Origin of the sequence: Brevibacillus sp. FSL K6-2834 (assembly GCF_038592925.1) — a bacterium.
Classification (GTDB): domain Bacteria; phylum Bacillota; class Bacilli; order Brevibacillales; family Brevibacillaceae; genus Brevibacillus; species Brevibacillus borstelensis.
The window spans coordinates 4,187,112-4,212,135 of record NZ_CP151945.1 but is presented as its reverse complement, the minus strand read 5'-3'; the positions used below and the strand labels follow the sequence as shown (position 1 = coordinate 4,212,135).

Annotated in this window: 25 protein-coding genes and 1 riboswitch; of the genes, 20 read left to right on the top strand and 5 right to left on the bottom strand. The window is 51.2% G+C overall.

The window, feature by feature from the left end:
* Positions 1-44: 44 nt before the first annotated feature.
* Together NST96_RS20810 and NST96_RS20805 are read left to right on the top strand one after the other, a co-directional pair.
* On the top strand, positions 45-1,100 hold the full coding sequence (locus NST96_RS20810; protein WP_003388964.1) for a spermidine/putrescine ABC transporter substrate-binding protein: 1,056 nt from the start codon (positions 45-47) through the stop codon (positions 1,098-1,100).
* Between the two features lie 189 nt (positions 1,101-1,289).
* Positions 1,290-2,114, top strand: a complete 825-nt coding sequence (locus tag NST96_RS20805) for an alpha/beta hydrolase (protein WP_251237549.1) — start codon at positions 1,290-1,292, stop codon at positions 2,112-2,114.
* A 74-nt stretch (positions 2,115-2,188) separates the two neighbouring features.
* Here NST96_RS20805 and NST96_RS20800 read toward each other — a convergent pair whose 3' ends face one another.
* Positions 2,189-3,079, bottom strand: a complete 891-nt coding sequence (locus tag NST96_RS20800) for a LysR family transcriptional regulator (protein ID WP_003388966.1) — start codon at positions 3,077-3,079, stop codon at positions 2,189-2,191.
* 154 nt (positions 3,080-3,233) lie between these two features.
* Here NST96_RS20800 and dat point away from each other — a divergent pair, with 154 nt between their 5' ends.
* The 13 genes from dat (at position 3,234) to NST96_RS20735 (ending at position 15,747) form a co-directional block, all read left to right on the top strand.
* Positions 3,234-4,088, top strand: coding sequence for a D-amino-acid transaminase (gene dat, locus NST96_RS20795; RefSeq protein ID WP_003388967.1), 855 nt, complete (start codon positions 3,234-3,236; stop codon positions 4,086-4,088).
* 77 nt (positions 4,089-4,165) lie between these two features.
* Positions 4,166-5,089: a dipeptidase gene (locus tag NST96_RS20790; RefSeq protein WP_251255125.1), complete on the top strand. Its 924-nt coding sequence runs from the start codon at positions 4,166-4,168 to the stop codon at positions 5,087-5,089.
* A 28-nt stretch (positions 5,090-5,117) separates the two neighbouring features.
* The gene (locus NST96_RS20785) at positions 5,118-6,185 is read left to right on the top strand and encodes a P1 family peptidase (protein ID WP_003388969.1); all 1,068 of its coding nucleotides are present in this window, start codon (positions 5,118-5,120) and stop codon (positions 6,183-6,185) included.
* A 2-nt stretch (positions 6,186-6,187) separates the two neighbouring features.
* On the top strand, positions 6,188-7,504 hold the full coding sequence (locus NST96_RS20780; protein WP_251247449.1) for a serine hydrolase domain-containing protein: 1,317 nt from the start codon (positions 6,188-6,190) through the stop codon (positions 7,502-7,504).
* 157 nt (positions 7,505-7,661) lie between these two features.
* A complete protein-coding gene (locus NST96_RS20775) occupies positions 7,662-7,880 on the top strand; it encodes a hypothetical protein (protein ID WP_003388971.1) in 219 nt (72 codons plus the stop codon).
* Between the two features lie 138 nt (positions 7,881-8,018).
* Entirely contained in the window at positions 8,019-8,381 is a 363-nt protein-coding gene (locus NST96_RS20770) for a VOC family protein (RefSeq protein WP_003388973.1), read from the top strand.
* Between the two features lie 147 nt (positions 8,382-8,528).
* Positions 8,529-8,759, top strand: coding sequence for a hypothetical protein (locus tag NST96_RS20765; protein ID WP_003388974.1), 231 nt, complete (start codon positions 8,529-8,531; stop codon positions 8,757-8,759).
* Between the two features lie 271 nt (positions 8,760-9,030).
* Positions 9,031-10,101, top strand: a complete 1,071-nt coding sequence (gene rsgA / locus NST96_RS20760; protein ID WP_003388975.1) for a ribosome small subunit-dependent GTPase A — start codon at positions 9,031-9,033, stop codon at positions 10,099-10,101.
* Positions 10,102-10,293: 192 nt separating this feature from the next.
* A riboswitch (purine riboswitch) is annotated at positions 10,294-10,394 on the top strand.
* A gap of 186 nt (positions 10,395-10,580) precedes the next feature.
* Positions 10,581-11,174 carry a xanthine phosphoribosyltransferase gene (locus tag NST96_RS20755; RefSeq protein WP_003388976.1) on the top strand — a complete coding sequence of 198 codons (594 nt, stop codon included), beginning with the start codon at positions 10,581-10,583 and terminating at the stop codon, positions 11,172-11,174.
* Between the two features lie 106 nt (positions 11,175-11,280).
* Complete coding sequence (locus NST96_RS20750; protein WP_003388977.1) at positions 11,281-12,588, top strand: nucleobase:cation symporter-2 family protein; 1,308 nt, start codon at positions 11,281-11,283, stop codon at positions 12,586-12,588.
* Between the two features lie 580 nt (positions 12,589-13,168).
* Positions 13,169-13,684: a hypothetical protein gene (locus NST96_RS20745; RefSeq protein ID WP_122957890.1), complete on the top strand. Its 516-nt coding sequence runs from the start codon at positions 13,169-13,171 to the stop codon at positions 13,682-13,684.
* A gap of 14 nt (positions 13,685-13,698) precedes the next feature.
* Positions 13,699-14,307 (top strand): hypothetical protein, encoded by a 609-nt coding sequence (locus NST96_RS20740; protein ID WP_122957891.1) that lies wholly within the window; start codon positions 13,699-13,701, stop codon positions 14,305-14,307.
* A gap of 225 nt (positions 14,308-14,532) precedes the next feature.
* The gene (locus NST96_RS20735) at positions 14,533-15,747 is read left to right on the top strand and encodes an IS256 family transposase (RefSeq protein WP_251247396.1); all 1,215 of its coding nucleotides are present in this window, start codon (positions 14,533-14,535) and stop codon (positions 15,745-15,747) included.
* Between the two features lie 209 nt (positions 15,748-15,956).
* Here NST96_RS20735 and NST96_RS20730 read toward each other — a convergent pair whose 3' ends face one another.
* On the bottom strand, positions 15,957-16,826 hold the full coding sequence (locus NST96_RS20730; RefSeq protein ID WP_243014041.1) for a LysR family transcriptional regulator: 870 nt from the start codon (positions 16,824-16,826) through the stop codon (positions 15,957-15,959).
* A 263-nt stretch (positions 16,827-17,089) separates the two neighbouring features.
* Between NST96_RS20730 and NST96_RS20725 the strand changes: the two genes are divergently transcribed.
* The 4 genes from NST96_RS20725 to NST96_RS20710 all read left to right on the top strand — a co-directional run bounded on the left by NST96_RS20725 (position 17,090) and on the right by NST96_RS20710 (position 21,474).
* Positions 17,090-18,262 (top strand): PrpF domain-containing protein, encoded by a 1,173-nt coding sequence (locus NST96_RS20725; RefSeq protein WP_122957943.1) that lies wholly within the window; start codon positions 17,090-17,092, stop codon positions 18,260-18,262.
* A gap of 155 nt (positions 18,263-18,417) precedes the next feature.
* On the top strand, positions 18,418-19,419 hold the full coding sequence (locus NST96_RS20720; protein ID WP_170208330.1) for a tripartite tricarboxylate transporter substrate binding protein: 1,002 nt from the start codon (positions 18,418-18,420) through the stop codon (positions 19,417-19,419).
* 41 nt (positions 19,420-19,460) lie between these two features.
* On the top strand, positions 19,461-19,937 hold the full coding sequence (locus NST96_RS20715) for a tripartite tricarboxylate transporter TctB family protein (RefSeq protein ID WP_122957894.1): 477 nt from the start codon (positions 19,461-19,463) through the stop codon (positions 19,935-19,937).
* A gap of 16 nt (positions 19,938-19,953) precedes the next feature.
* The gene (locus NST96_RS20710) at positions 19,954-21,474 is read left to right on the top strand and encodes a tripartite tricarboxylate transporter permease (RefSeq protein WP_122957895.1); all 1,521 of its coding nucleotides are present in this window, start codon (positions 19,954-19,956) and stop codon (positions 21,472-21,474) included.
* A 27-nt stretch (positions 21,475-21,501) separates the two neighbouring features.
* Here NST96_RS20710 and NST96_RS20705 read toward each other — a convergent pair whose 3' ends face one another.
* From NST96_RS20705 to NST96_RS20695, 3 genes are all read right to left on the bottom strand, one after another.
* Positions 21,502-23,232 carry a protoglobin domain-containing protein gene (locus tag NST96_RS20705; RefSeq protein WP_339166432.1) on the bottom strand — a complete coding sequence of 577 codons (1,731 nt, stop codon included), beginning with the start codon at positions 23,230-23,232 and terminating at the stop codon, positions 21,502-21,504.
* Positions 23,233-23,442: 210 nt separating this feature from the next.
* Positions 23,443-23,868, bottom strand: coding sequence for a metallothiol transferase FosB (gene fosB / locus NST96_RS20700; RefSeq protein ID WP_031931860.1), 426 nt, complete (start codon positions 23,866-23,868; stop codon positions 23,443-23,445).
* Between the two features lie 185 nt (positions 23,869-24,053).
* The gene (locus tag NST96_RS20695) at positions 24,054-24,278 is read right to left on the bottom strand and encodes a hypothetical protein (protein WP_003388981.1); all 225 of its coding nucleotides are present in this window, start codon (positions 24,276-24,278) and stop codon (positions 24,054-24,056) included.
* Between the two features lie 133 nt (positions 24,279-24,411).
* On the opposite strand from NST96_RS20695, the gene NST96_RS20690 reads away from it, so the two are divergent.
* Positions 24,412-24,888 (top strand): hypothetical protein, encoded by a 477-nt coding sequence (locus NST96_RS20690; RefSeq protein ID WP_003388983.1) that lies wholly within the window; start codon positions 24,412-24,414, stop codon positions 24,886-24,888.
* The last annotated feature ends 136 nt before the right edge of the window (positions 24,889-25,024 follow it).

The following is a 25,024-nucleotide window of genomic DNA, read 5'->3' as shown; positions in this document are numbered from 1 at the left end:
GTGGACATACACCCAAACAAAAGACTGGAGGTTGAAAAAGAAAGATGAAAAAGTGGAAATCCCTGATGATTGGCGCCGTGGCCGCCGCTCTTGCCGTTACTGCCGCAGGCTGTTCTTCTTCTTCTACCGAAGAGGAGCAGGTGCTGAATATCTACAGCTGGGCAGACAACTTCAATCCTGACGTGATCAAGGACTTTGAACAGAAGTACAACGTCAAGGTAAACTACGATATTTACGGCAGCAACGAAGAAATGCTGGCGAAAATCCAGGCGGGCGCATCCGGCTACGACCTGATCCAGCCGTCGGATTACATGGTAGCCACCATGATCAAGCTGGGGCTTCTGGAAGAACTGAACAAAGAAAATATCCCGAACGAAAAAAATATTGTTTCTACCTTCCAAACGCCGCCGTTCGACCCGGGCAACAAGCATTCGCTCGTCTACACCTGGGGAATTACGGGAATCGCGTACAACAAAAAGTACGTGAAAGGCGAGATCACCAGCTGGCAGGACCTGTGGAATCCGGAGTACAAAGGCCGTGTCATCATGCTCAACGACCCGCGCGAGGTCATGGGCGTCGGGCTGATCAAAAACGGGTTTTCCAACAGCACCAAGGACAAGGGCGAGCTGGAAAAAGCATTTGCAGACCTAAAAACGCTTTTGCCGAGCGTAGTCGCTTTTGACACGGACAACATCAAGCAAAAAATGATCGCAGAGGAAGCGTGGATCGGTACAGTCTGGTCCGGCGACGCAGCGATCATCAACGGCGAGAACCCGGATGTCGAATACGTCGTGCCGAAAGAGGGCGCAACGATCTGGGCAGACACCCTGGCAATTCCGAAAGGCGCCAAGCACAAGGAGCTGGCGGAGAAGTTCATCAACTACCTGATGGACCCGGAAGTAAGCGTGAAAAACTACGAGTGGATCGGCTACAGCAATCCGAACGAAAAGGCCTATCCGCTGCACAGCGAAGAATACCGCGCAAACAAGATGATCTTCCTGGATAAAGAGGACATGGCTCGCGCAGAGTGGCTCGTTGACGTAGGGGATACCCTCCAGGAGTACGACCGCTACTGGACAGAGATGAAGAGCGGCCGCTAAGAGACGAGTGGCTTCGTTGTACAGGATGGGACATAAGGTTTGACAACAGCAGCAGCCGAGCAGAAAATTTGTTTTCTGCTCAGGCTGCTTTTTTCGTTGCGCGATAAAATTGTGAAAAATATATGCTCCTTCGATATTTTCTGGATATTTAACGGCATCTGTGAGATAGTGAAAGGGAGGTGACAAAAAATGGGAAAAACTTCAGGGAGAGCAGCGGGGTTTATAGAAGCAAACGGCACGTCTTTTTACTATGAAGCGTGTGGCGAAGGAGAGCCTCTTCTATTGATTCACGGTCTCAATTTGGACACGCGGATGTGGGCCGAGCAGCTTTCCGCCTTTTCCGAGCGGTATCGGGTCATCAGCTTTGACCTGCGAGGGATGGGACAGACACCGAATGCAGAAGAGCCGTTTACCCTCTACGATGATGCCAGAGCAGTGCTGCAAGGACTCGGGATAGCCGCGGCTCGCGTTGTCGGCCACTCCTTTGGCAGTGTAGTCGCACAGGAGCTTGTCCTGGCCTACCCGGAGATGGTGAAAAGCCTTGTGCTCGTATCTCCGACCTTGACAGGGTATCCGCGGTCTGAGCGAAGGATGCAGGATTTTGCCCGCTTTGTCGAAATCTATGAAACAGGTACAAAGGAAGAGACCGTAGAAATGTCGGCCCGGATGTGGTTTGACGGGCCAGGACAAGCAGCACGGGATGAAAGCCAGCAGGCGAGAGCAAAGTACCTCCAAATGACAGCGCACGCTTACGATCTGCCGAAGCTGAAAAACCCGCCGCTCTGGCTTGCGCCTCCTCCGATTGAGCGACTTGAAGAGATCGCTGTGCCTACGCTGGTGATCGCTGGGCAGAAAGATTACGAAGACTTCCAAAAGATGGCGGAGGAGCTTGAAGCGCGGATTCCAAACGCTGAAAAAATCCTTCTTCCAGACTCGGCCCATCTCCCGCCAATGGATCAAGCCCCTGTATTTAACCGGATTGTCCTGTCGTTTTTGGAACAGGCACGACAGTAATGAGCTGTTTCAATCGGCCTATCTGCAGCGTTTTGCAGGCGGACAAGCATGCAGTCAGGCAGTCAAGCATGCCGTCATCCTTTGGTCCGGTTGGCAATCAAAAAGTCAATAAATGTCTTTGTAATTCCGTTTATCGTCGCGTCTTTGTGGTAAATCAGCTCAAAATTCCGATTGATATGCGGCAGGCTCAGCACTTCCACTTCCTTTAAGTCAGCCGCTGCTACTTCCTCCTGAATCGAGAAACGCGGCAAGAAGGCGATTCCCAGTCTCTGCTTCACCATGCGTTTGACCACTTCGATATTGTCCGCTTCCATCACAACATTGTTCTCTAGCTGATAATGGCTGAACGCTCCATTGACCAGCGTCCAGTCCAGAGATCCCCTGTTAAACAAAATCAGCTTTTCTCGCGACACGTCCTCAAGCGTAACTTGTGTTTTGTTTTGAAACGGGTGATCCGGATAGACAGCCAGCACCATTTCGTCAGGCATGAGCTGGACCCGCTTGATTTGGGGATGATTCACTGCTCGCGCGATCCCGAACGACACCTCATGGCGCAGCACCATCTCCAGGACTTGATGGGAGTGACCCGTGAAAATTGTCAGCTTGATCTTGGGGTAGAGCTGCGTAAATTTTTCCACCAGCTCTGGCAAAATGTAAAAAGCGGCCACGAATACAGCGGAGATGACCAGCTCGCCTTCCAGACGGCCGAATGAACGCTGGATCGCCATCTGCCCGTCCTGCAGCGATTGCAGTACGCTCTTGGCGTATGGGAGAAAAACATCCCCCTCCCGCGTGAGAAAAACGGTATTGCCGGAACGCTGGAACAACTTGCAGCCCAGTGTGTTCTCCAGCGCTTTGATCCGCATGCTGACGGTCGGCTGTGACAAGTACAAAAGATCGGCTGTTTTGCTGAAGCTGCCGGTTAGTGCGACAAAAATAAAAGCTTCGATTTGCTCCGCATTCATGTTGAACCCCTCATTGAAAATGTTAATAACGCATATGGCATTATTCTATTGGATTCGTGCGAAAAAATACATTACTTTGAAAGGGAGGATGGCTGCTTGCCGCAAGCGGCCAGGGAAACACCGTTACTTATCTAACTGAAGGAGGATAATTGAGATGAGCGTAGCTTATTTTAACGGTACATTTGTTGATTCAAACGATCCGGTGGTTCCAATAGATGAGAGAGGACATCAATTTGGCGATGGCGTCTACGAGCTTATAAGGATCTATAATAGCAAGCCGTTTATGCTGGAAGAGCATCTCGACCGGCTGTATATGAGTGCAAAAGCGATCGCATTGCCGTTTGACCAGGAGCGCGAGAGCTTCAAGGAGATCATCTTTCAGTTGATAGAGCGAAGCGGTCTGGACAATTTGGATGTCTATATGCAAATTACAAGAGGCATGGCTCCGCGCAATCACCTCTTCCCGGATGCGCCTGTTTCAATTTCGATGACAGCCAAGCCTTTTCGCAGCATCCCGCCAGAGCTGAGGGAGAAGGGAGCAAAGGCAATCCTGCATCCAGACGAACGCTGGATGAATTGCTATATCAAATCGCTCAACCTTTTGCCGAATATTTTGGCGAAGCAGGAGGCGCACAAGGCAGGCTGCCTGGAGGCGATCCTCCATCGGGATGGAAAGCTGACCGAAGGAACCAGCACCAATGTATATGTCATCAAGGATTCCCGTATCCAGACCACGCCGCTGTCCCGCCATATTCTCGCAGGGATTACGCGAATGGCTGTTCAGAAAATCGCTATGGAGGCCGCAATACCCTTTGAGGAGAAGCACGTGGACATCGAGGAGCTGTACGAGGCAGATGAAGTGTTCATCACCAGTACAACCAACGAGGTGATGCCAATCGTCCAGGTTGGCGACAAGCTTATTGGAGATGGACAGCCAGGGCCGATGACCCGGTTGCTCCAGCGGCACTTCCAGGAATTGACGACGACAACGGTGTCTGCTGACGCATAACGATCTAAACGAAGCACTCCGGATGGTCGATTTGTTGAAAGAGCCTGATATACCTGCTCGGAAAGGAACGATAAGCGATGAACATCGTAGATTTTCACTGTGATGCCCTTTATAAAATGTGGAAAAGCAAGGAACCTCTTTCATTCAGGGATTCTGCTGAGCTGCACACCAATCTGGAGCGTTTGAAGCAAGGGAGGGTAAAGCTTCAATGCTTTGCCCTCTACGTGCCGCCGCAATTGAAATCCGAGCAGCAATTTCAAGCAGTGCTGGACCAGATCGACTACTTTTACGAGGAGGTCCTGAAGCAGCCCGAGATGAAGCACGTCAAGGAATGGGCCGACCTCGACACTCTGGGGGACGGCGAGATCGGGGCGATGCTGACGCTGGAGGGCGTGGATGCGATCGGCAATGATTTGAAAAAGCTTCGCATCCTGTTCCAACTCGGCGTGCGTTCTGTCGGGCTGACCTGGAATTTTGCCAACCTGGCCGCCGATGGCGCATTGGAAAAGCGAAATGCCGGCTTGACAGCGTTCGGTAAGGAAATCGTCCGCTTAAACAACGAGCACAAGGTGCTGACCGACGTTTCCCATCTGTGCGAGCAGAGCTTTTGGGATGTCATGGAGCTGGCGGACTATCCGATCGCCAGCCACTCCAACGCCAGGGCGATTTGCGACCATCCGCGCAACCTGTACGATGAGCAGGCCAAAGCGATGTTTGACAAGGGCGGGATGATCCATATCGTCTACTATCCGCATTTTGTCAAGAAGGGCGGGCAGGCGACGATCGATGACCTGATCCGCCATATCGACCACTTTTGTTCGCTGGGCGGTGTCCGCCAGATCGGCCTTGGCTCCGACTTTGACGGGATTGAAAGCTTTGTGGAGGGGCTGGAGCATGCAGGGATGATTGACAACCTGCTCAACGAACTATTGAAGCGTTATACAGAAAGCGAAGTGCGGGGCTTTGCCAGCGAAAACTTCCTGCAGCGGCGCCCGCGTTAACGAAGAGCAGACAGAGGGGCTTTTGGATATGAATCGGAAAAAAATTCGCGATCGCGGCATCGTCATCGGGAAGCTGCCGACCGGCAGGAAAAATTGCTTGACGGATGTGGAGGGCGTCCTGGTAGGACATGTGACGCTTGATTATCCGCTGGAATCGGGCGAAGGGGAGTACATCTGTACAGGAGTGACAGCGATCCTTCCGCACAGCGGCAGCCTCTTTCGCGAAAAGGTGACAGCAGCAAGCTATGTGTTCAACGGCTTCGGGAAGACGACCGGACTGGTTCAGGTAAACGAGCTGGGGGTACTGGAGTCGCCGATCATGCTGACCAATACGTTTTCCGTACCGGCTGTCACCCAGGGGACGCTCAGCTACATGCTGGAGCAAAACAGCGAAATCGGCGATACCACGGGGACGGTCAACATCGTCGTGGGAGAATGCAACGACGGCCATCTCAATTCGATCAGGGCGTGTGCAGTAAAGCCGGAGCATGCGATCGAAGCGATCAGACGGGCGTCGGCGGAGCCAGCGGAGGAAGGGGCCGTCGGCGCTGGAAAAGGAATGGTCTGCTTTGGACACAAAGGCGGGATCGGAACCTCCTCGCGGCTTATCCGGACGCAAGAGGGGGAGTACACGGTAGGCGTACTCGTGCTGAGCAACTTCGGCAAGCCCGAAGACTTCCAGTCTGAGCGGTACGAGTGGCTCCGTTCGTCAGGGGTCCGCCCGCTGGACAACCCGCCGGACGGATCGATCATCATCGTGCTGGGCACGGACGCGCCGCTCAGCGACCGCCAACTGCTCCGCGTGGCCAAGCGGACGGGCATCGGACTGGGCCGGACGGGCAGCCATTACAGTCACGGCAGCGGCGACATTTGCATCGCCTTTTCAACAGCGCATAAAATCCCCCATGCAGCGGAGCAGATAACGGAAGTGAGGACCCAGCTTCGCGAGGACCACCCGGTAATGAATCAACTGTTCGCCGCAGCCAGTGAAGCGACGGAGGAAGCGATCCTCAATTCTCTTTCTCAGGCCGTCACGACGACAGGGAGAGGCGGCCGGACGATTTATGCGCATCCATTCGCCGAACAGGGGGAATAGCCGTGAGTGCAGGCCAGTGGCCGCTTTTTGAGGAGTATATGTCCCGCAAAATGGAAGAGGAGAGAATCGCAGGGGCGGCGGTTGCCGTCTCCCGGCATGGAGAGCTGCTGTTTCAAAAAGGCTTCGGCGTGCGCGATCTGGAAACGAAGGAACCGGTCACGCCGGATACGGTATTTGGCATCGCATCCGTGACGAAGTCCTTTACGGCGATGGCGGTCATGCAGCTGGCAGAGGAAGGGAAGCTGTCCATCGAAGATCCGGTCAACGCTTATTTGCCGGAATTTTCTCTGGCATCGCTAGAGGACACCTCCAGCGTCTGCATTCATCATTTGCTGAGCCACACGACCGGCCTTGCGCCGATTCGCCGCAGAGAGGAATTGTGCAGGCTGTCGGACCATCTGGAGTACCTGGCCGGGGAGCCGCACGAGCTGCTGGGCAGACCGGGCGAGTATTTCAGCTACTGCAACGACACTTTTTTGCTGCTGGGGCTGATTGTCGAGAGAGTGACAGGGCGCCTGTTCCGCAGGCATGTGACCAGCAGGCTGCTTGACCCTTTGGAGATGAACCGCTCCACCTTTAGCCTGGAAGAGGTGAAACGGCTGTCCGACGTATCGGTTCCTTATGTCAAGGATTCGGACGGCAATGGCCTGAAGAGGGCGGACTGGCCCCTGCTGGGCAATTATGAGGTAGGGGGAGGCATCCGCTCCAATGTCCGGGATTTGCTCAAATACGGTCAGCTTTACATAAACGGCGGATATTGCCAGGGGGAAAACATCGTCAGCGAGGCTTCGCTCAGACGGATGTGGCACCCGGTCCACAAGATCGGAAGAAACACGTACTACGGGTACGCGCTGAAGTCGACTCTAGGCCGGGAAGGAATGACGCTTGTCGAGCACGGGGGTTCGCAGCCGGGCGTTTCGTCCCACTTCGGCTTTGTGCCCGAAGAGGGAATTGTCGCGGTCCTTTTGACCAATGTCGCGGATGTGCCCGTCCGGGATTTGTGGCTCGCTGCTGTTCGCAACGCCCTGGGCCTTCCGTTGGAGCAGCAGGAGAAAGAGCCGGAATACGAGGCATCTGTCGAGGAGCTGGAGCGCTTTGTGGGCACCTATGCCTGCGCGGAAGGCAGCAGCGTACGTATAACCTTTGCAGGCGGAATGCTGCAAGCGGAAATGGCCGGCGAACAGTTCGCGCTTCGGGCGAGTGACAGCCGTACGCTGGTCATCCGGAAGCACGAGATGCCGCTTCCGTTTTTCTGGAAAGAGGGAGAAAAAGCATGGGCTGTTCTCCTTGGTTCTCGGATGTTGACGAGAAAGAAATAGCGGTTCGCATGGGCTTGTTCGCATGCGGAAACAAGAACTCTTTGGAGGGCGAATGCAGGCACGAATGCTCTGTAGTCCGCTCTTTGAAGGGGTTTCTTGCTTTTATCAGGCGTGTTCGCTATAATGGGAACAAATGTTCTTGTGTGGTGGTGACATCATGAGAAGCGAATTGGAGCGATATTGCCAGCGGCAGCAGACGGTCGAGCTGATCTACTTGAGCCGCTCCGGCGAGACGACCAAGCGAGCTGTAAAAATTATTGCGGTAAACGGAGACCGGATAAAGGCGTACTGCTATACCCGCCGCGCATACCGGGTGTTTTGTCTGGCCAACATCCTGGCAGTTGCACCTCGCGACGATCAGGCAGCGGGCATGTGAGGAGGCCTGTCTGTTTATTCTGGGGAACCTATGCGTAGGCACGGTCATCCGTGTGCAGAATGTATGGTATATGGTATGGTAAATACGGCTACATTCATCTTTGCGACTACATTCATTTACTACAGGAGGCACATCGTTATGATTAAAAAAATTGCTACAGTGGCTGTTTACGTGGAGGATCAGGCGAAGGCTCGCGAGTTTTGGACCGAGAAGGTGGGGTTTGTCGTACATCGAGACGAGCCGATGACCCCCAATGCCTCGTGGCTGGAAGTCGGTCCAGAGGGAGCCGAGTCGCATCTCGTCATCTATCCCAAAGCGATGATGCCCGGATCTGAGCAGATGAAGGCCTCGATCGTATTCGAATGCGAAGACATCGACAAAGCCTATCAGGAAATGAGCCAAAGGGGCGTAATCTTTTTGGAGGAGCCAAAGAAAATGGCCTGGGGCAGCTTCGCCCGGTTCAAGGATGCGGATGGAAACGAATTTCTCTTGAAAGGCTGATACCACTGTTGCTCTATCGTTCTGTGACTTGCGGCAGCATGGCGGGTGCGGGCATTGCGTAAACCAGCATTGCGTGAACCAGAACTGCAACTCGTGCTATACTGTTAGGACAGGTAGAAAATAACAGAACGGAAGGAGAGCGATGGAGTGGAGATCTTTATTGGCGTACTTGTCGCATTTGTGCTGCTCATCGGATTTATGTCGCTAGCCTTTAAGAAAGAAGGACCTGGAAGACGTCATGCCTCCGGAGGAGACTCAGGCGGAGCCACGTCGTTTTACAATGACAACGACAGAACCCGCGATTCCGACAGCTCCTGGGGAGACGGAGGGTCCAGCGACAGCGGCGGGGGAGATGGCGGCGGCGGTGGTGGCGACTAGGCCGTTTTAAAAAATTTCATGCCGCCGATGGAAGCTGTCAGGCATCCGTGTTACAATGATTGGGAAATCATGACGTACGGATCGGGGAACCGGTCTGAAAGGAGAGATGTTTTATGGTGTGCATGATGATTGTCGAGAAGAGCATTGCAGCAAGGGTCACAGGAAAGATCCTCCTTTCAGTCGGGCAGTAACCGTTCTTTAAGTGAGGATTTCCTGTGGCCGGTTTTGGAAAGACATCCAAATCAAAACCGAATGCAGGAGGAATCCGCACGTGAACCAATATCTAAAGTCTTTGGGCTGGAACGATTTTTTTGCCGGCCATGTTTCCCCTTTTATCGAGCAGGGATTTGAAGTAGGGCGTATCGCTCTTGAACATAAAAGGCTGTATCGGATTTTAACCGAACACGGCGAGCTGTTGGGCGAGGTTTCCGGAAAGCTTCGCTATGAAGCCGCTGGCCGAGAAGACTACCCCGCTGTGGGCGACTGGGTAGTGATCAGCGCCCGGCCTCATGAACAAAAGGCCACGATTCACGCGATTCTGCCGCGCAAAAGCAAGTTTTCCCGAAAGGCTGCCGGCGAAGGCGTCGAAGAACAGATCGTCGCTACCAACGTGGATACCGTTTTTCTCGTGAACGCTCTAAACAACGACTACAATTTGCGCCGCTTGGAACGCTATCTGATTTTGGCTTGGGAAAGCGGAGCCAGTCCCGTGATTGTACTGAGCAAATCCGATCTGTGCGACGACCTGGAAAACAAGATCGCCGAGGTAGAGTCAGTGGCAGTCGGAGTGCCGGTCCATGCGATCAGCTCGGAGCAGGGAGAGGGGCTCGATGCCTTGGCACCGTATTTGGGAGAGGGGAAGACAGTCGCTCTTCTCGGCTCTTCAGGTGTGGGGAAATCCACCTTGATCAACCGCCTGTCCGGAAGGAATGTCCAGCTCGTCAAAGAAGTACGCGAGGGAGATGACCGCGGGCGGCATACGACGACCCATCGCGAGCTGTTTCAGCTGCCTGGCGGCGGCCTGATGATCGATACGCCGGGGATGCGCGAGCTGCAGCTCTGGGAGGGAGACGAAGGCTTTCGCGATGCCTTCGACGACATCGAGACGCTGGCCGCCCAGTGCCGCTTCAGCGATTGCCTCCACGCCAAGGAGCCCGGCTGTGCGATTCGGCTGGCGATCGAAGAAGGCACACTGGATCGTTCCCGTTTTGACAGCTACCGAAAATTGCAGCGAGAGCTGGCCCATCAGGCGCGCAAAGAGGATGCCAGGATGCGGGCAGCCGAAAAAGACAAATGGAAAAAGATCAACATGGCTCTCCGGCAAACGAAGCCAAAGCGGTAGCCGTCTGCCGCGTCTGCAATCACAATCGGATCGGTGCCTTTTACACACCGGATCACATTGGCCCCCTTTGCAAGGCAAGGGGGTTTTTTCTATGTATGGCCGTTTCATTTTCAGCACGGGCTCGTGCTTTTCCTGAATTCCAAAAAATACGCTTGCCCCTTTCATAGCGGATATGATAGATTTGTCAGTATCAATTGAACATAGCTGATGACTCGTATAATTTTGGGAATTGGCCCATGAGTTTCTACCGGGTGACCGTAAATCGCCTGACTACGAGTGAACGAGCGACCAGGAGTTAGTCCTTTACCCGTAGCGGGAAACAGCCTCCTGCTGTCGCTTGCACGTTTTCGTGACCCCTGAAGGGATGTGCCCGGAGGGACAGGTTTCACTTGGAGTCGGTTTGAAAGACCGGCGAGTGGACTGTCTCGTCTGGGCTTTTTTGTTTCCATATAGATGAAAAATGGATAGGAGGAAATCGTGTGAAAGAATTGCAAGAGCGAATCATTCGGGACGGGCGAGCGCTGTCCGAAACTGTATTAAAGGTGGATGCTTTTCTTAATCATCAGGTTGATGCGGAGCTGACGATGAAAATTGGGCAAGCATTTGCGGATCTTTTCCGTTCGGAGAAAGTGACCAAGGTCCTGACGGTGGAGGCGAGCGGTATTCATTTTGCTCTTGCAACGGCGTATGCGCTGGGGGTTCCATTCGTTTACGCGAAAAAGAAAAAAGCGGTGACACTCTCCGATGACGTGTACTCTGCGCCTGTCTATTCCTTTACCCGTAAGGAGAACTACCAGATCAGCATTGCCAAGCAATACCTCAGCGCAGAAGAGCGCGTCCTGATCGTGGATGATTTTCTGGCGACAGGAGCAGCTTTGGTTGGACTGACACAAATCGTCGCAGATGCCGGCGCTCACCTCGTCGGCGTGGGTGCTGTCGTAGAAAAAAGCTTCCAGGAAGGAAGAGGATTGCTGGAGAAAGCAGGCGTCCGGGTGGAATCGCTGGCACGGATCAAGTCGATGAAGCCGGGAGAAATTCATTTCGTAGAGACAACGCCGGTTCACACATCCTAAAAGCACCACATGATACATGCTGCTGTCGTGATCAATCGCGATTTACAGGTACTGTATAGCAAATCAACATATCCTGCGCAGTCAATAAAGGAGAGGAGTTACGTTCATGTTGTCCAAACAAAAAACGCTCACGCTGGGCATGCAGCATGTGCTGGCGATGTACGCCGGAGCGGTCATCGTTCCTCTGATCATCGGGGATGCGCTGAATTTGACCCCGACGCAGATTGCTTACCTGATCGCCGCTGACCTGTTTACCAGCGGGATTGCGACACTGCTGCAGGTGATCGGTACGCGCTATACCGGCATCAAGCTTCCTGTCGTTCTGGGCTGTACCTTCACAGCGGTCGGACCGATTATCGCCATTGCGTCGTCCAGTAACCTGGCCACGGCCTATGGAGCCATTATTTTATCCGGATTATTTGTCGTGCTGGCCGCTCCGCTGTTCGGCAAGCTGCTTCGGTTCTTTCCTACCGTTGTACAAGGTTCCGTGGTTACGATTATCGGGTTGTCGCTGATTCCTGTGGCAATGAACAATGTGGCCGGAGGAGCGGGCAATCCCGATTTTGGACATCCGCGCAATCTTCTCTTGGCACTGGGGACACTGGTTGTCATCCTGCTTGTCAATCGCCTGTTTAGTGGCTTTATTCGCGCTATTTCAGTGCTGATCGGACTTGCAGCAGGCACGCTGGCCGCGTACTTCATGGGAATGGTCAGCTTTGAAAGCGTGGCATCCGCTTCCTGGGTGAGCGTCGTTCAGCCGTTTTATTTCGGCGTACCTGAATTCAATATCGTTGCCATCGTGACGATGATTCTCGTCAACATTATCAGCATGGCGGAATCAACAGGAGTTTACTTCGCATTGGGCAAGGTGACCGATAAAGAAGTGACGAAGCAAGATGTCGTCAAAGGGCTGCGCGGGGAAGGCGTGGCGATTGCGCTCGGCGGTATTTTCAATGCGTTCCCGTATACGGCCTTCTCGCAAAACGTAGGGCTCGTCTCGCTGACCGGCATCAAAAGCCGCGACGTCATGATCGGTGCTGGCGGAATCCTCGTCGTGCTGGGACTTTTGCCGAAGCTGGCCGCCCTGACGACGATCATTCCCGACCCGGTGCTCGGAGGAGCGATGATCGCGATGTTCGGGATGGTTGTAGCGTCCGGCATCAACATCCTGTCCCGCGTGGACCTGCGCCAAAACGAAAACCTCCTCATCGCGGCCTGCAGCATTGCTGTAGGACTCGGTTCCGCAGCAGTTCCAACGATGTTTGACCAATTGCCGAACATGCTGAAAATGCTGATGCAAAACGGCATTGTCACCGGTTCGTTGACCGCGGTTATTTTAAATATCGTGCTCATTCATACGAAGAAAGAGAACAGGCAACCTGTTTCGGCAGCCTCGACTGTTCCCGAGGTGTGAATTTATTTTCGTTTCAAGAAAAAAAGATGCTCCCATGGTTTTACCAATGAGGAGCATCTTTTTTTCTTGGGACAGAAGAACGTGTGAAATTGGGAAATTACCCAAAAAGGGAATTCTTGGAGGTGAATTTAGGGCTAAATAAGTTCGACATTTTTTGTTCATTGCTCGAAAACCCAAACAGAAATAAATACCGTAGCATATTATCTTCTTAATAACAAATAACCCGTAAAGTAGCACTGTTTTTGATTGCCTTAAAATCAATGATAATTTAGTCAATTTCCATTAATGTTACTTTTTTGTAACCAAACATTACCTTTATTTTACTATTATGGGTTTTGGATATAGCTCACAAAGAATTGTCGAAGTGGCTTACTTCTTAGGTTATTACATCAGCTTATTAAATACAAATGGTAAGGAGGTGGCCATCTGGAAATATATCTAGTTAGGTTTTCTTGTTTTTAGATATCACCAAGTGAAACTAATGGCAAAAAAGTAAGGGACCATCGATCAAGACTTTTTAGTAGGTTATTTGTGTAAATAGGTAATTGCCTTAGGGTTAAGTAGAAAGGGGATTGTTAAAATGAAAATTGGAAAAATTAGTTTGACGATACTACTTACCTCATTTTTTGTCTTAATATTTAGTTCATCAAGTTTTGCCAAAACAAAAGAAGGCGGAGATTCTTTTCTATCACACTTTTACCATCCAGACTGGGGGTACAAAAATATCTATTATACAGTACATACTATTGAGGAATATTATGTCTATACAAAATATGATGAAGTTGAGTTGGATCATCATCATGCAGTAGCTATCGGCAAAACTAGCGGATACCCCTATAGTCTGGAACTTTATGTTTCAGGAGTATACAAAGATGACGCTGGAACAATTGGAAAAATTAATGCTTCTGATTGGAGATGGAGAGATCGGTTAACAGATTATATAACCGATCGTGGTGAAACAGTATATGGCGGGGGGAATACAAAAACTTTTTATAGTACCGTAACCGACAGGCCAAAAGTTACTTTTACCAGTGGTGCTGTTGCAGATGGAATCTATTATGGCAGTACAGATGAAATAAGAATGTCGTTATATTAAAAGGAGTGACAAGTATGAAAAAGACGTGGGTTTTGCTCTCTGTGGTTGCCGTTGTGTCGCTAGGCAGTATCTCATATTCATTAGCAAACATTGAATTAAATGACCATGATAAAGGAACTGAATTCGCCAAGTATTACAAAAAAGCTTTGGAGAAAAATAATGATAACAAAATCACTATAGATACCGAATCCGAAAAAATCAGCCAAGATGAACTAACAGATAAACTAGCAAGGTACCAAGCATATTCAAAAGCTTTTGGCATCAAGCTAACTGAAGAAGACGCTATGAAGAAATTAGAAGAAAGAACAGTTCTTGCGGAATATGCAAGAGAACATGATATTTACCCTACAGAAGAAGAAATTAAAAAGCATATCAAGGAAATGGCTGATTCCTATAAAGAGCATAAATATGATGTTGTTGCTGGTATCATTGAAGGACTGGATATTACCGAGGATGAGTTCTTCTTTGAATTCTCAAGAGACGGTTATGAAGAGGAGTTGGTACGGTTGAACATACTCAACAAAATAAAGTCGGAGAATGAAATGTTAGATGGGGAGGATGAAATCGAGTATCACAAAAGGATGTTAAGTAAACTTAATGATTTGATAGAAGAATTAAAATAGATCATAATGCGAAGCCCCTTAGAACAAGGGGAGCAATCAGTATGTGACTTCAACAGTTTCAAAGGTGTAAACGGACAACGCTCCAATTGGATAAGCAGAAACAAATACGAACACACAAAAAAGATACGAAGGGTGCCCCGCCGTGAAAACAGAGTCTGTAAAATATTTTGTGTAAACTCTCAACCTCTAAACTACAATTAGGAGTAGAAAGGTTGGGAGATTTTTATGATGTCAAAAGAGCAGATCAAGCAGTGGATCAAAGAGAAAAACATGAAGTCAGTGGACGACGTACAGTCAGCGTTAAAGGATCTATTCGCAGACACAATCCAAGAAATGCTGGAAGCTGAAATCGAGTCCTCTCTTGGATACGCCAAGCATGACATGAAAAACAAGCGGACAACCAACAGCCGCAATGGGTATAGCAAGAAAACCGTCCGTTCTGAGTACGGGGATGTCGACATCCAAGTCCCTCGAGATCGAGAGGGTGATTTTGAGCCAAACATTGTAAAGAAACATCAGTCCAACGTGACAGGGATCGAAGATCAAATTCTTGCCCTCTATGCCAAAGGCGTATCCACACGCGATATCCAAGACCATCTGCAGCAGCTCTATGGCATCGAAGTCTCACCAACGCTCATATCGAATGTAACCAATAAGATTGTACCGATGATCAAAGAGTGGCAAAATCGCCCCTTGCAAGCGGTTTATGCTGTTGTTTTCCTTGACGCCATTCACTTTAAGGTAAAACAGGACGGAGCTATCGTCAATAAAGCCGCCTATATGGTCATTGGTATTGACCTTGACGGTCATAAAGATGTGCTTGGGATCTGGATTGGGGAGAATGAATCGGCAAAATTCTGGCTGCATGTCCTCAACGAACTGAAAAATCGTGGAGTCCAGGATATTCTCATTACAAGCGTCGATAATCTTCGTGGCTTTACAGAAGCCATCTCTGCATGTTATCCGAAGACGGAGATTCAGAAATGTGTTATCCATCAAATCCGAAATTCCATCAAGTATGTTTCCTATAAGGATCTCAAAAAGATCACGTCCGAGCTAAAACCTATCTATAAGGCTCCAACGGAGCAAGCCGCGTTGGAAGAACTCGATCAGTTTGAACAAACCTGGGGCAGTAGATATCCCTTGATGGTTCGTTCCTGGCGGAATAACTGGGACGAGATTGCCACTTTCTTTAAATATCCTCCCGAGATTCGAAAGCTGATTTATACAACTAACGTGATCGAGAGTTATCATCGACAGCTTCGAAAGGTGACAAAAGGAAAAGCCATGTTTCCCACAGATGATGCCCTTTTGAAGATGTTATATCTCGTAACCATGGATGTTCTACGAAAGTGGACGGGACGAGTTCAGAACTGGGGCCAGATTCTCTTACAGCTATCCGTTTTCTTTGAAGATCGGGTACAGCCGTACATCCGTTAGCAAATGAAAGGCTTCATCCCCGAAGGGATTATCTTTTTCTCCACCAACGCGTCAAGGGTTCGCTTCGCCTCACGCCCTTGACTCTATTGGCTCCGAAAAAGATGTCCCAATTAGGGGGATGAAACCTGTTCATATATCGGTTGATTGAGTTTACACAAAAATCTTGACAGACCCTGAAAACACGGATGGGCACCCTTTTTTTGAGCCTTTCATCTGTATGGATGTTCTCTCTCCTCCAAGAAATTTACAAACGCTTTGACCACGGAAATCTCCAGGGATTCGTTGCGAAAGATCATCCAGGTTCTGCGGACGACGGGGACGCCATCCTTCGTCGTGCAGCGGGTGACGTACAAATCTTCGTTGGGGTCCAGCAAAATGCTGGGCAGGATCGCATAGCAGAGGCCGTTTATCACCATTTCTTTGCAGGTCTCCATTTTGTCTACCTCCATGGAGATCAGGGGCGGGTCAGAATAGCGTTCATGCCACCAGTTGTCGATCAGCTTCTTTAAGGAAGTATCCGTGTTGTAGTAGATGCGGGACAGATTGGGCAGGTCCTCGATGTCGATTTCGTGCTTGGAAACGATGAAAATTTCTTCGTCCATCAGCAGCTTGCGCTGATCGGGCCAATTGTAATCGCCGCGAATGATGCCGAGATGCACTTTTTGCTTGTAGACGGAGTTGATGACCTCCTCACTCCATCCGGAGGTAACGTTAAATTCTACATCGGGATACTGCCGGTGGAAGTCCTTCAAGATAGATGGAAGCTTGTAGCGGGCAAAAATGCTGGAAACGCCCAATCTCAAGGTTCCTTGCACTTTGTCGCCCATGTTTTGCAGGGCTTCTTTTGTCTTGCGCAGATGAAGCGTCATGTCGCGGGCGTATTTGACCAAATGCTCACCCTGCGGCGTGAAGGTAACGCCTCTTCTGCTGCGATAGACGATGGTAATGCCAAACTCCTGCTCCAACTGCTGCAGCCGGTAAGTAAGCGCCGGCTGCGAGATGCGAATTTTCTCCGCAGTTTTGGTGATATTCTTTTCGTCGTACAGCGTCGTTAATATGACCCAATCTCTGTCATCCATATGGTTCCAACTTTCTTTCAATAAAAAAAGTAGTGAAATTGGCTAAAAACGGAATGGAAAAACTTATCGTTAATTGTACAGAAAAGTCATGAATGATCAACATTCTTTTTTAAAACGAAAAACAAAAACATAAAAAATACTTATGGATCTTTATAAAAAATAAGTATTTTTTTTATTGCTTTTCTTTGGCTACTATTGTTGTAGAGTTAAACGAATATTCATTCTCTTTAATCTGTACTATCATGAAGGAGTTGGAACAACAGATGTACGTTTATGGGCAAATCTATCGAATCCCAAGCACGTTGGTGCGCGGGGGTACCAGCAAGGGGCTCATCTTGCGTACGGTTGATCTCCCCAAAGACCCGGTTGCCCGCGACCAGGTGATCCTGAAAGTGTTCGGCAGTCCCGGAAACAACCAAATCGACGGGATCGGCGGGGGAACGCCTCTGACGAGCAAGCTTGCGCTCATCGGACCGCCTGCCAGCCAGGATGTTCACATCCATTACACATTCGGGCAGGTCAGTCTGGAGAAAAAAGTGATTGATTACCATGTCACCTGCGGGAACATGGCGTCGGCAGTCGGGCTGTATGCGGCGGAAGAAGGATACGTGGAATTGCAGGAGCCGTTTACACGAGTTCGCATCTTCAATACCAACACGAACAGAGTGATTGAAGTGGAGGTCCCGGTCGTAAACGGGCAAATCCAGTACGAGGGGGACTTTTCCATCGCAGGAGTGTCTGGCACCGGAGCGAAAATCATGGTGAATTTTCTCGATACGGGGGGAACCTTTTCCGGCAGGACCTTGCCCACTGGAAATCCGATAGACACCATCGCATTGGATGACGGCAGAAAATTCCCGGTGACGATCATCGATGCGGCCAACATCCTCGTGTTTGTTTTGGCACAGGATGTCGGAGCGACCGGAACAGAGCTGTCCAAGGACCTAAACGGAAATGCCCGCTTGCTGGAAACGCTAGAGAAGATTCGCGTAAAAGCCGGAGTGATGCTCGGAATCATTGAGGATGAAACGACGGTCACCCCTGCGACACATGCTCTGCCCAAGATCGCGATGATATCCGCAGCCTGTGATTATCAGACCGAGGACAAGCAAATGGTACGGGCGGACAGCCTCGACCTTTTGGGACGCTATCTTTCCATGGGGACGCTGCACAGGGCTTTTGCAGTCAGCGGTTCCATCGCTTTGGGAGCGGCCGCGAACATTCCGGGCACCCTGCCGAACCGGTTGGCGAGGGGCACGGAAGCCGGCCTTCGGATCGGCCATCCCACAGGGACTTTGTACGTAGAAGCGCAGGTAGAACGAGAGGGGGAGGACTGGAGTGTGAAGCGGGCCGCCGTTGGACGGACTGCGAGAAGGCTGATGGATGGGTATGCCTACGTTCCGGTCTCGTCTTTGACAAGCGTGGTTCAAGCGTAGCGGCGAAGGGACGGGGGTTTCCCCGCCTCCGCAGAAAACAGTCGGCTCTTTGCAGACGACTGGAAGCGGTTTCAGCATGATCGGTTCAACCCCGATTAGTTTCATTATGATTCATCAATACCCTTATCCCGATTTGGTTTATGAGGAGGACTGACATGAAACGAACAGCGATCTGTTTATCGCTTACACTTGCTCTTGCCTTTAGTCTTATCGGCTGTTCCAGCCAACCGTCGTCTACGGCTGGCGGTTTGACGGAAGGCTACCCGAAACAGCCCATCGAGATGGTCGTTCCTTTTGGCGAAGGCAGCGCAAGCGACACATTTGCCAGAAAATTCGCCGACTTGCTGAACAAGCAAACGGCTCAGCCGGTTCAGCCGCTCAACAAGGATGGCGGCGGCGGTCTCGTCGGACTTCTTTACACATACAAACAGAAGAATGACGGATACACCCTATTGGAAATCACGCCTTCGCACGTCATTGCCGATGTGCTGGGAAAAGGGAAAAACATCAAATTGATGGAAGATTTCGAACCTCTTGCCCGGATCCAGAGCGATATTTACCTGCTGTCCGTACCGGCAAATAGCGGGATCAAGGACTTCGACGACCTGGTAAGGCAGGGCAAAGACAAGGAAATATCCTTCGCCGGCATCAGCCCGGGGGGGCTGGACGACTTGACATTGAGCGCTCTGGCTGATGCCACCGGAATCAAGATCAAGTTCATCCCTTACAAGTCCGGTTCAGAGGTCAAAGCGGCGGTTCTGGGCGGAGAAGTCGACGTGTACTTCGACAAGCTGATCTCAGCGGTGTCATACATCCAAAACGAGAAGGTAAGGCCGATCGTCGTGCTGCATGATGAACGGGTGACGCAAATCGAAGAGTTGAAGGACACCCCGACAACGGTGGAAAAGGGGATTGATTTGACGATAGGCTCCTGGCGCGGATTTGCCGTAAAAAAAGATACGCCAGCCGAGGTGAAGCAGTATTTGATCGACAAAATGAAAGCGGTTTATGAGACGGACGAGTACAAGGAGTTCGCCAAACAAAATCTGGCAGATATTCGCGAGGGGTTCCTCGGCCCGGATGATTTCAAAAAAGAGTGGGAAGAGCAGTATCAAATTTTTGACAAAATTGCCCAAAAAACCGGGCTGAAAAAGTAGGATAAGCGGTTTTCCGCCGCTCTTCTTCGGAGGTGACCATAATGGGAGAAATCGTGTTTCATGTTCTGCTGATTGGAGCAATCGGCTACTTTTTCAAAGAGTCGCTTTTCATCGATACGGCGCGGGCCAGCGATCCGATCGGCCCGGCAGGTTTTCCGCAAGGCATTTTGATCCTGGCGATTCTGCTAGCTCTTTTCTCGCTTTTCCAGACAATCCGAAAGAGAAAAAAGAGTACCGGGGAGCAGCATCGGCCGCCTGAGCTTTCCAAGGAGTTTGTCGGGCTGCTGGTCAGCATCGCCGCCTTCGTGCTCGCCGTGGATATCATCGGCTTTCTGATTGCCTGCTTTCTTCTGCTGCTTGTTCTTCTCTTGCTGCTCGGAGAAAAAAAGGTGGGAAAGGTAGTCGGCCTATCGGGGGTCATTTCGATCAGCTTTACGCTTTTGTTCGGCAATCTGCTCAGTGTTCCGCTGCCAAGAGGTGTGGAAGCGCTCAAAACGCTGAGTTACTACATCTACTGAGAACGGGGAGAATATCATGGACATCAATTTATTTGCCGAGGGTCTGGCGACGACCTTGTCCCTTGGCAATTTGGCACTCATCCTGCTGGGCATGCTTCTGGGAGTGCTGTTCGGGTCGCTGCCCGGCATCAGCTCCTCCATGGCCATCGTGCTCATGCTTCCGTTCACCTATTACATGGGAATCATTCCCTCTATCATCCTGCTCGTGTCCATATATGCAGGGGCAGCGTACGGCGGCTCGATTACCGCGATCCTGTTCAATACGCCGGGCACTCCCGAAGCGGTCGCCACAACGTTTGACGGTTATCCCATGGCCAAACAGGGCAAAGCGGGGCGGGCATTGGGTTTGTCTATCAGCGCTTCTGCTTTTGGCGGTATCTTTTCCGTATTTGTCATGCTGTTTCTCTCTCCGCCGCTGTCGCAGGTGGCACTCAAAATCCAGAGCGCCGAGTATTTTGCTCTCGCATTTTTAGGCATAACGGTCATTTCCGCCATCGGTTCGAAAAACATGACAAAAGCGCTGATTTCCGGTTTGCTCGGGATTGCAATTGCGATGATCGGGATTGACCCAATCGTCGGCACGGAGCGTTTTACGTTTGGCCAGATTGAGCTTTTGAACGGGATCGAGTTCATTCCGATCATGATCGGCGCTTTTGCGCTGGGCGAAGTGCTGAATCAGGTGGCGGAGAGAGCAAAGACACAGAACTTTACGACCACCGAAAAAATCAAGCTGGAAGGGTACAAGCTCAAAGATTTGTTCGTCCATAAGTGGTGCGTGTTAAAAGCCTCCGTGATCGGGACCTTGATCGGAATCCTGCCGGGGACCGGCGGTTCGATCGCTTCGATTGTGAGCTATGGAGAAGCGATGCGGTCCAGCAAGAACAAAGAGAAGTTTGGCAATGGAGCAGAAGAGGGCGTGATCGCGCCGGAAGCAGCCAACAACGCCGCGGCCGGCGGAGCGATGATCCCTACGCTGGTGCTCGGGATTCCCGGGAGTCCGACCACCGCCGTTATCCTTGCGGCGCTGACTCTTCAGGGCCTGCAGCCCGGACCGCAGCTGATGACGGAGCAGCCGCTGATGCTGTACTGCATTTTCTTTGCGATGCTGATCGCCAGCGCCATCACGTTTATCGGTGGGCGCGTAGGCGTCAGAAGCTTCGGTCTGGTTCTCAAGCTTCCGTATTCCATACTCGCCTCGATCATCATCGGCTTGTCCGTCATCGGTTCGTACGCGGTTTCCAACAACATGTTTGAGGTGTGGCTGATGCTCGCGTTTGGACTGATCGGGTATTACATGAAAAAGTACGAATTCTCCCCGGCTGCGCTGATTTTGGGGTTAGTTCTGGGAAAGATGATGGAGGAAACCTTCCGTCGGCAGCTCCTGATCACCGACGGAGACTTCACTTCTTTTCTCACGCAACCGATATCGGCGGTCATCTTGCTGATGGCTGCAGTGTCGCTGTTGTACCCGCTTCTCTCAAAATCATTTTCACTCGGGCAAAACAAGCGTAAACCCCAGGCAACTGAAGTGAAGTAAATGGGCTTCATCGCTGCCAGGACATGCCTATAAGCTGTCAGCCAACTCATCCAGGCACCGGATCACCGCTTCGGACACCTCTTCCAGACGGGAGAAAGCTGCTTGTGCCTCCTGGTGTCTGCCTTCCTTTACATGGAAGAAGATAGAGCGTACCAGCTCGTGAAATTGGCGATGCGGCTCCTCGAGCTTTCGGAACGTTTCCAGAGAGCCGAGCGAGCCGTTTTCTTTGGCCGCGTCGTACCATTTCCCCAAACGGCATTGGTGATGGTTGACCAGCTCATTTTCTTCGATCTGGTGATATCCGAGCATGAAGTTGTAGAGCCACCACTTCCACAGCAGGTGATCGGTCTTGACGATTCGCAGGTAGTGCTTGTCCCGCAGGGAAGAGGTTTGGCTGATGCTGAGTTTATGCAATTCGTTGACAGCGACGCCGATGTCGTACACGTTCTGGCCAGCGGTGGACACATTGGCTGCGATCAATTCCATGTTTTCCTGAACGCTGGAGACGCGCCTGGTTATGTCGGAGGTGGCGGCGGACTGTTCTTCTGCGATGGCCGCGATATGTTCCGTAGAGCGGCTGACCTCTTTGATGCTCTCCACAATCAGGTTGAATAGCTGAATGGCCTCCCTTGTATGGGCGACTCTTTCATCGATCTGTCCGGTCATCCGCTCAGCCGTTTGGCCTACCAGATTGGCATCCGACTGAACATTTTGAATGGTGGCGGTGATCGTTTGGACGGAGGATTTTGTCTGTTCCGCCAATTTCCGGACCTCCCCGGCCACGACCGCGAAGCCCCGTCCTTGTTCCCCCGCCCGCGCTGCCTCGATCGATGCGTTGAGGGCGAGCAGATTCGTCTGATCGGCGATGGAACGGATCATCTCCACGACCTGGGATACTTTGTCAATCGACTTTTGCAACTGGGCGATTTTCGCTTTGGTTTCGTAAAATTCTTCTGCCATGGCCAAAAAGCCGATGAGGGAGGAGGCGATAATTTCCTTGCCCCTGTCCGCTTGTTCCATGGCGGACAGGGCATTTTCCGCTACCTCGGCTGACGATTGGGCCACCTTTTGAACGGACAGGGAGAGCTGCTCCGCAGCGGTGCTCACATTGCCAGCCTCGTCGGTGGTGCGGCCGAGCCTGTCCAGTACGTGTTTGATTTTATCGATCTGCATGACGAGCTCCAGCACATTGCCCAGCCGGTCAATTACCTTGAAGTCGTTGTCCGCCTGATAGGATTCCAGCACGATTTGAGAGTCGAGCGTTATGACCTTGAGCAGTGCGAGAAGGGCGTCAGACAGCTCCGCGGGACGTTTGGCGTAAGCGCTGACGATGGCTGGCACCAGATGTTCGTAGACACGCAAATACGAGCCCATGTACCACTCAGGGGCCAATCCGATTTTGCTATGAATGACACCGATTTTTTCCCGGCCGGCAATATAGTCCTCAGTCAGTTCTCCCGTGGCGAGCGATTGCAAGTAGCGGCGAAAAGAACCGGACAGCCGCTCAATCGTCGTGTTTTGGTCGATGATCGACAGAAGCTCGGGAAATTCGCCCAGCATGCGGTAATGCTGATCGGTAATGACAGGCGTTACCTCCTGCAAGAGTGGCTGCAAGCGACGGATCATCTCCAGATCGTGATTGGTCAGATGCAAAAATTTGACCTTGCTCTCAATTCGCTCGGGGGGCTCCACGTCGCTATCCTTGATCGGGAAGGCTCTGCTATTGGATGCGATTGAATTCGAATGTTTCCATAACATGAAAAATACCTCCGCTGTCGTAAAAATGACCTATTCCTGACAAGGAGATAGGCCGGTTTTTACACTGTTGTCTCTCACCGTTTTATTTGTGGGGAAAAAAGCTAATAAAATAGTTCTTTTGAACTAGTCTACCATGGATGACAAGCGGGAAAAAGGAAATTTCTCATGAATGGGAAGATTTTGCCACTAATTAGTCCGTAGCGTCTGGTATTAGTCAAAAAAAGTCATGTGAGGCTTGGTTTCCCGGTAGTAAGCCAGCCGATCCTCCCTGGTGCCGGTATGCAGCTCAAACTTGTGGCCATCCGGGTCTGTAAAGTAAATCGACAGCTTGTCCCGCTCATCCCGCTCGCGCCCGGGCAAAATGGCAGCACCCGACGCTATGAGATGATCTTTCCACTCTTCAAACTGGTTCTCCTCCACAGAAAAGGCGATATGTGTGTACGACTGGTGAATTTCATTGCGGGGGATGTCTGTCTCTTCATTTAGGGCGAGCCACAGGCCGTTTAAGTCAAAGTAGGCCAGCTTTCGGCCACGGACAAGCAGCTTGGCTCCAAGTGCGTCCTGATAAAAGCGGATGGAACGCTCCAGGTCGGAAACAGAAAAAAGCAAATGATTGATACCTTGCAGTTGCAACATGCGAATCCAGCCTTTCCAATAGGTTTGCTTCTGCTATTGTAACTGGGTGAACGTGCAGAAAGCAAAAAGACACTCCTGACTTATGCCAGGTCGGAAACGCGCTGATTATCGGTTGTTTCCTTGCAAAAAGCTCTTGGGTCTCTGGGAAAGGCAAAGGGCAGACCGCCACGGATCTGCCCTATTTTTCAGGCTTGCTGTCCTTGCTGTTGAGACTGTGTCTGGATCGTCGATTGCACCTGGGAGACCATCGTTTGCGCCTGGGCAATCTCTTCGGAAGCTTGCTTGAGTGCTTGCTCCGCCAATTGCGGGTTGGCGGCGGACTGTTCAATCGCCTGCGTAATTAGCGTTTTGGCAAGAGTAGCGGATACCTCCGCCTTTTTCAATTGGTCGGTGTTGATTTGTGCTGGCACGAGCACCATTCCTCCTGTTCGTCATCATCTGTCTCATTTAGATTGTCCGCCCGGAGGAAAATTATGTGGCATGACAGCAGCACAACCGTGCAGAAGGACAGATGCATACCTTTAAAACAGGAGGTGTTTGCGGATGAACAAAGCATGGATACGGGCGATTGCAAGGGCCGAGGATTCGTTTTGGACGATCGTCTTTTCGGCCAGGAAGCGAATCGGGGAAAGAGGAGTTTTGCTCCCGGAGCGCTTCAATTCCAAGGTAAAAATCAAGCGGTACTTGCAAAAAAGCATGTCTGCTTGTCTGGCGGAGCGAGTGATCCGGAATCTGCAATTGAGAAGGATTGGGGGACGTCTGGCCATACCCGTAGGGGACGGAATTGGAGCGCCGCCCATTCTCAAAAAGAAATTGCTCTCTCATGCAAAAGGCAGGGTGACGATCGCCGTCTGGTTTGGCTTTGACAAGGACGACCGGTTTTTCCGCGTGTATCAATTGCGCCGAAACGCAAAGGGACAATGGATTGTTTACGGACGCCATCCATTGGACTATCCGTTCAACCGATCTTTTCGAAAGGTATCGACGGGCTGCTGCTCTGCCTGTATCAATTGCGCGTAAATGAGCGGCAGCGGTCTTCCTGTACTCGCAAGCGAAACCTGCCTGTATCGGGGTGAAAAAAGCAGTCTTCCCGGGATGCAAGGGGAAGGAAATGAGGAGGTGGTAAAGATTTTACTTGCTTTTTTACATAAAAACA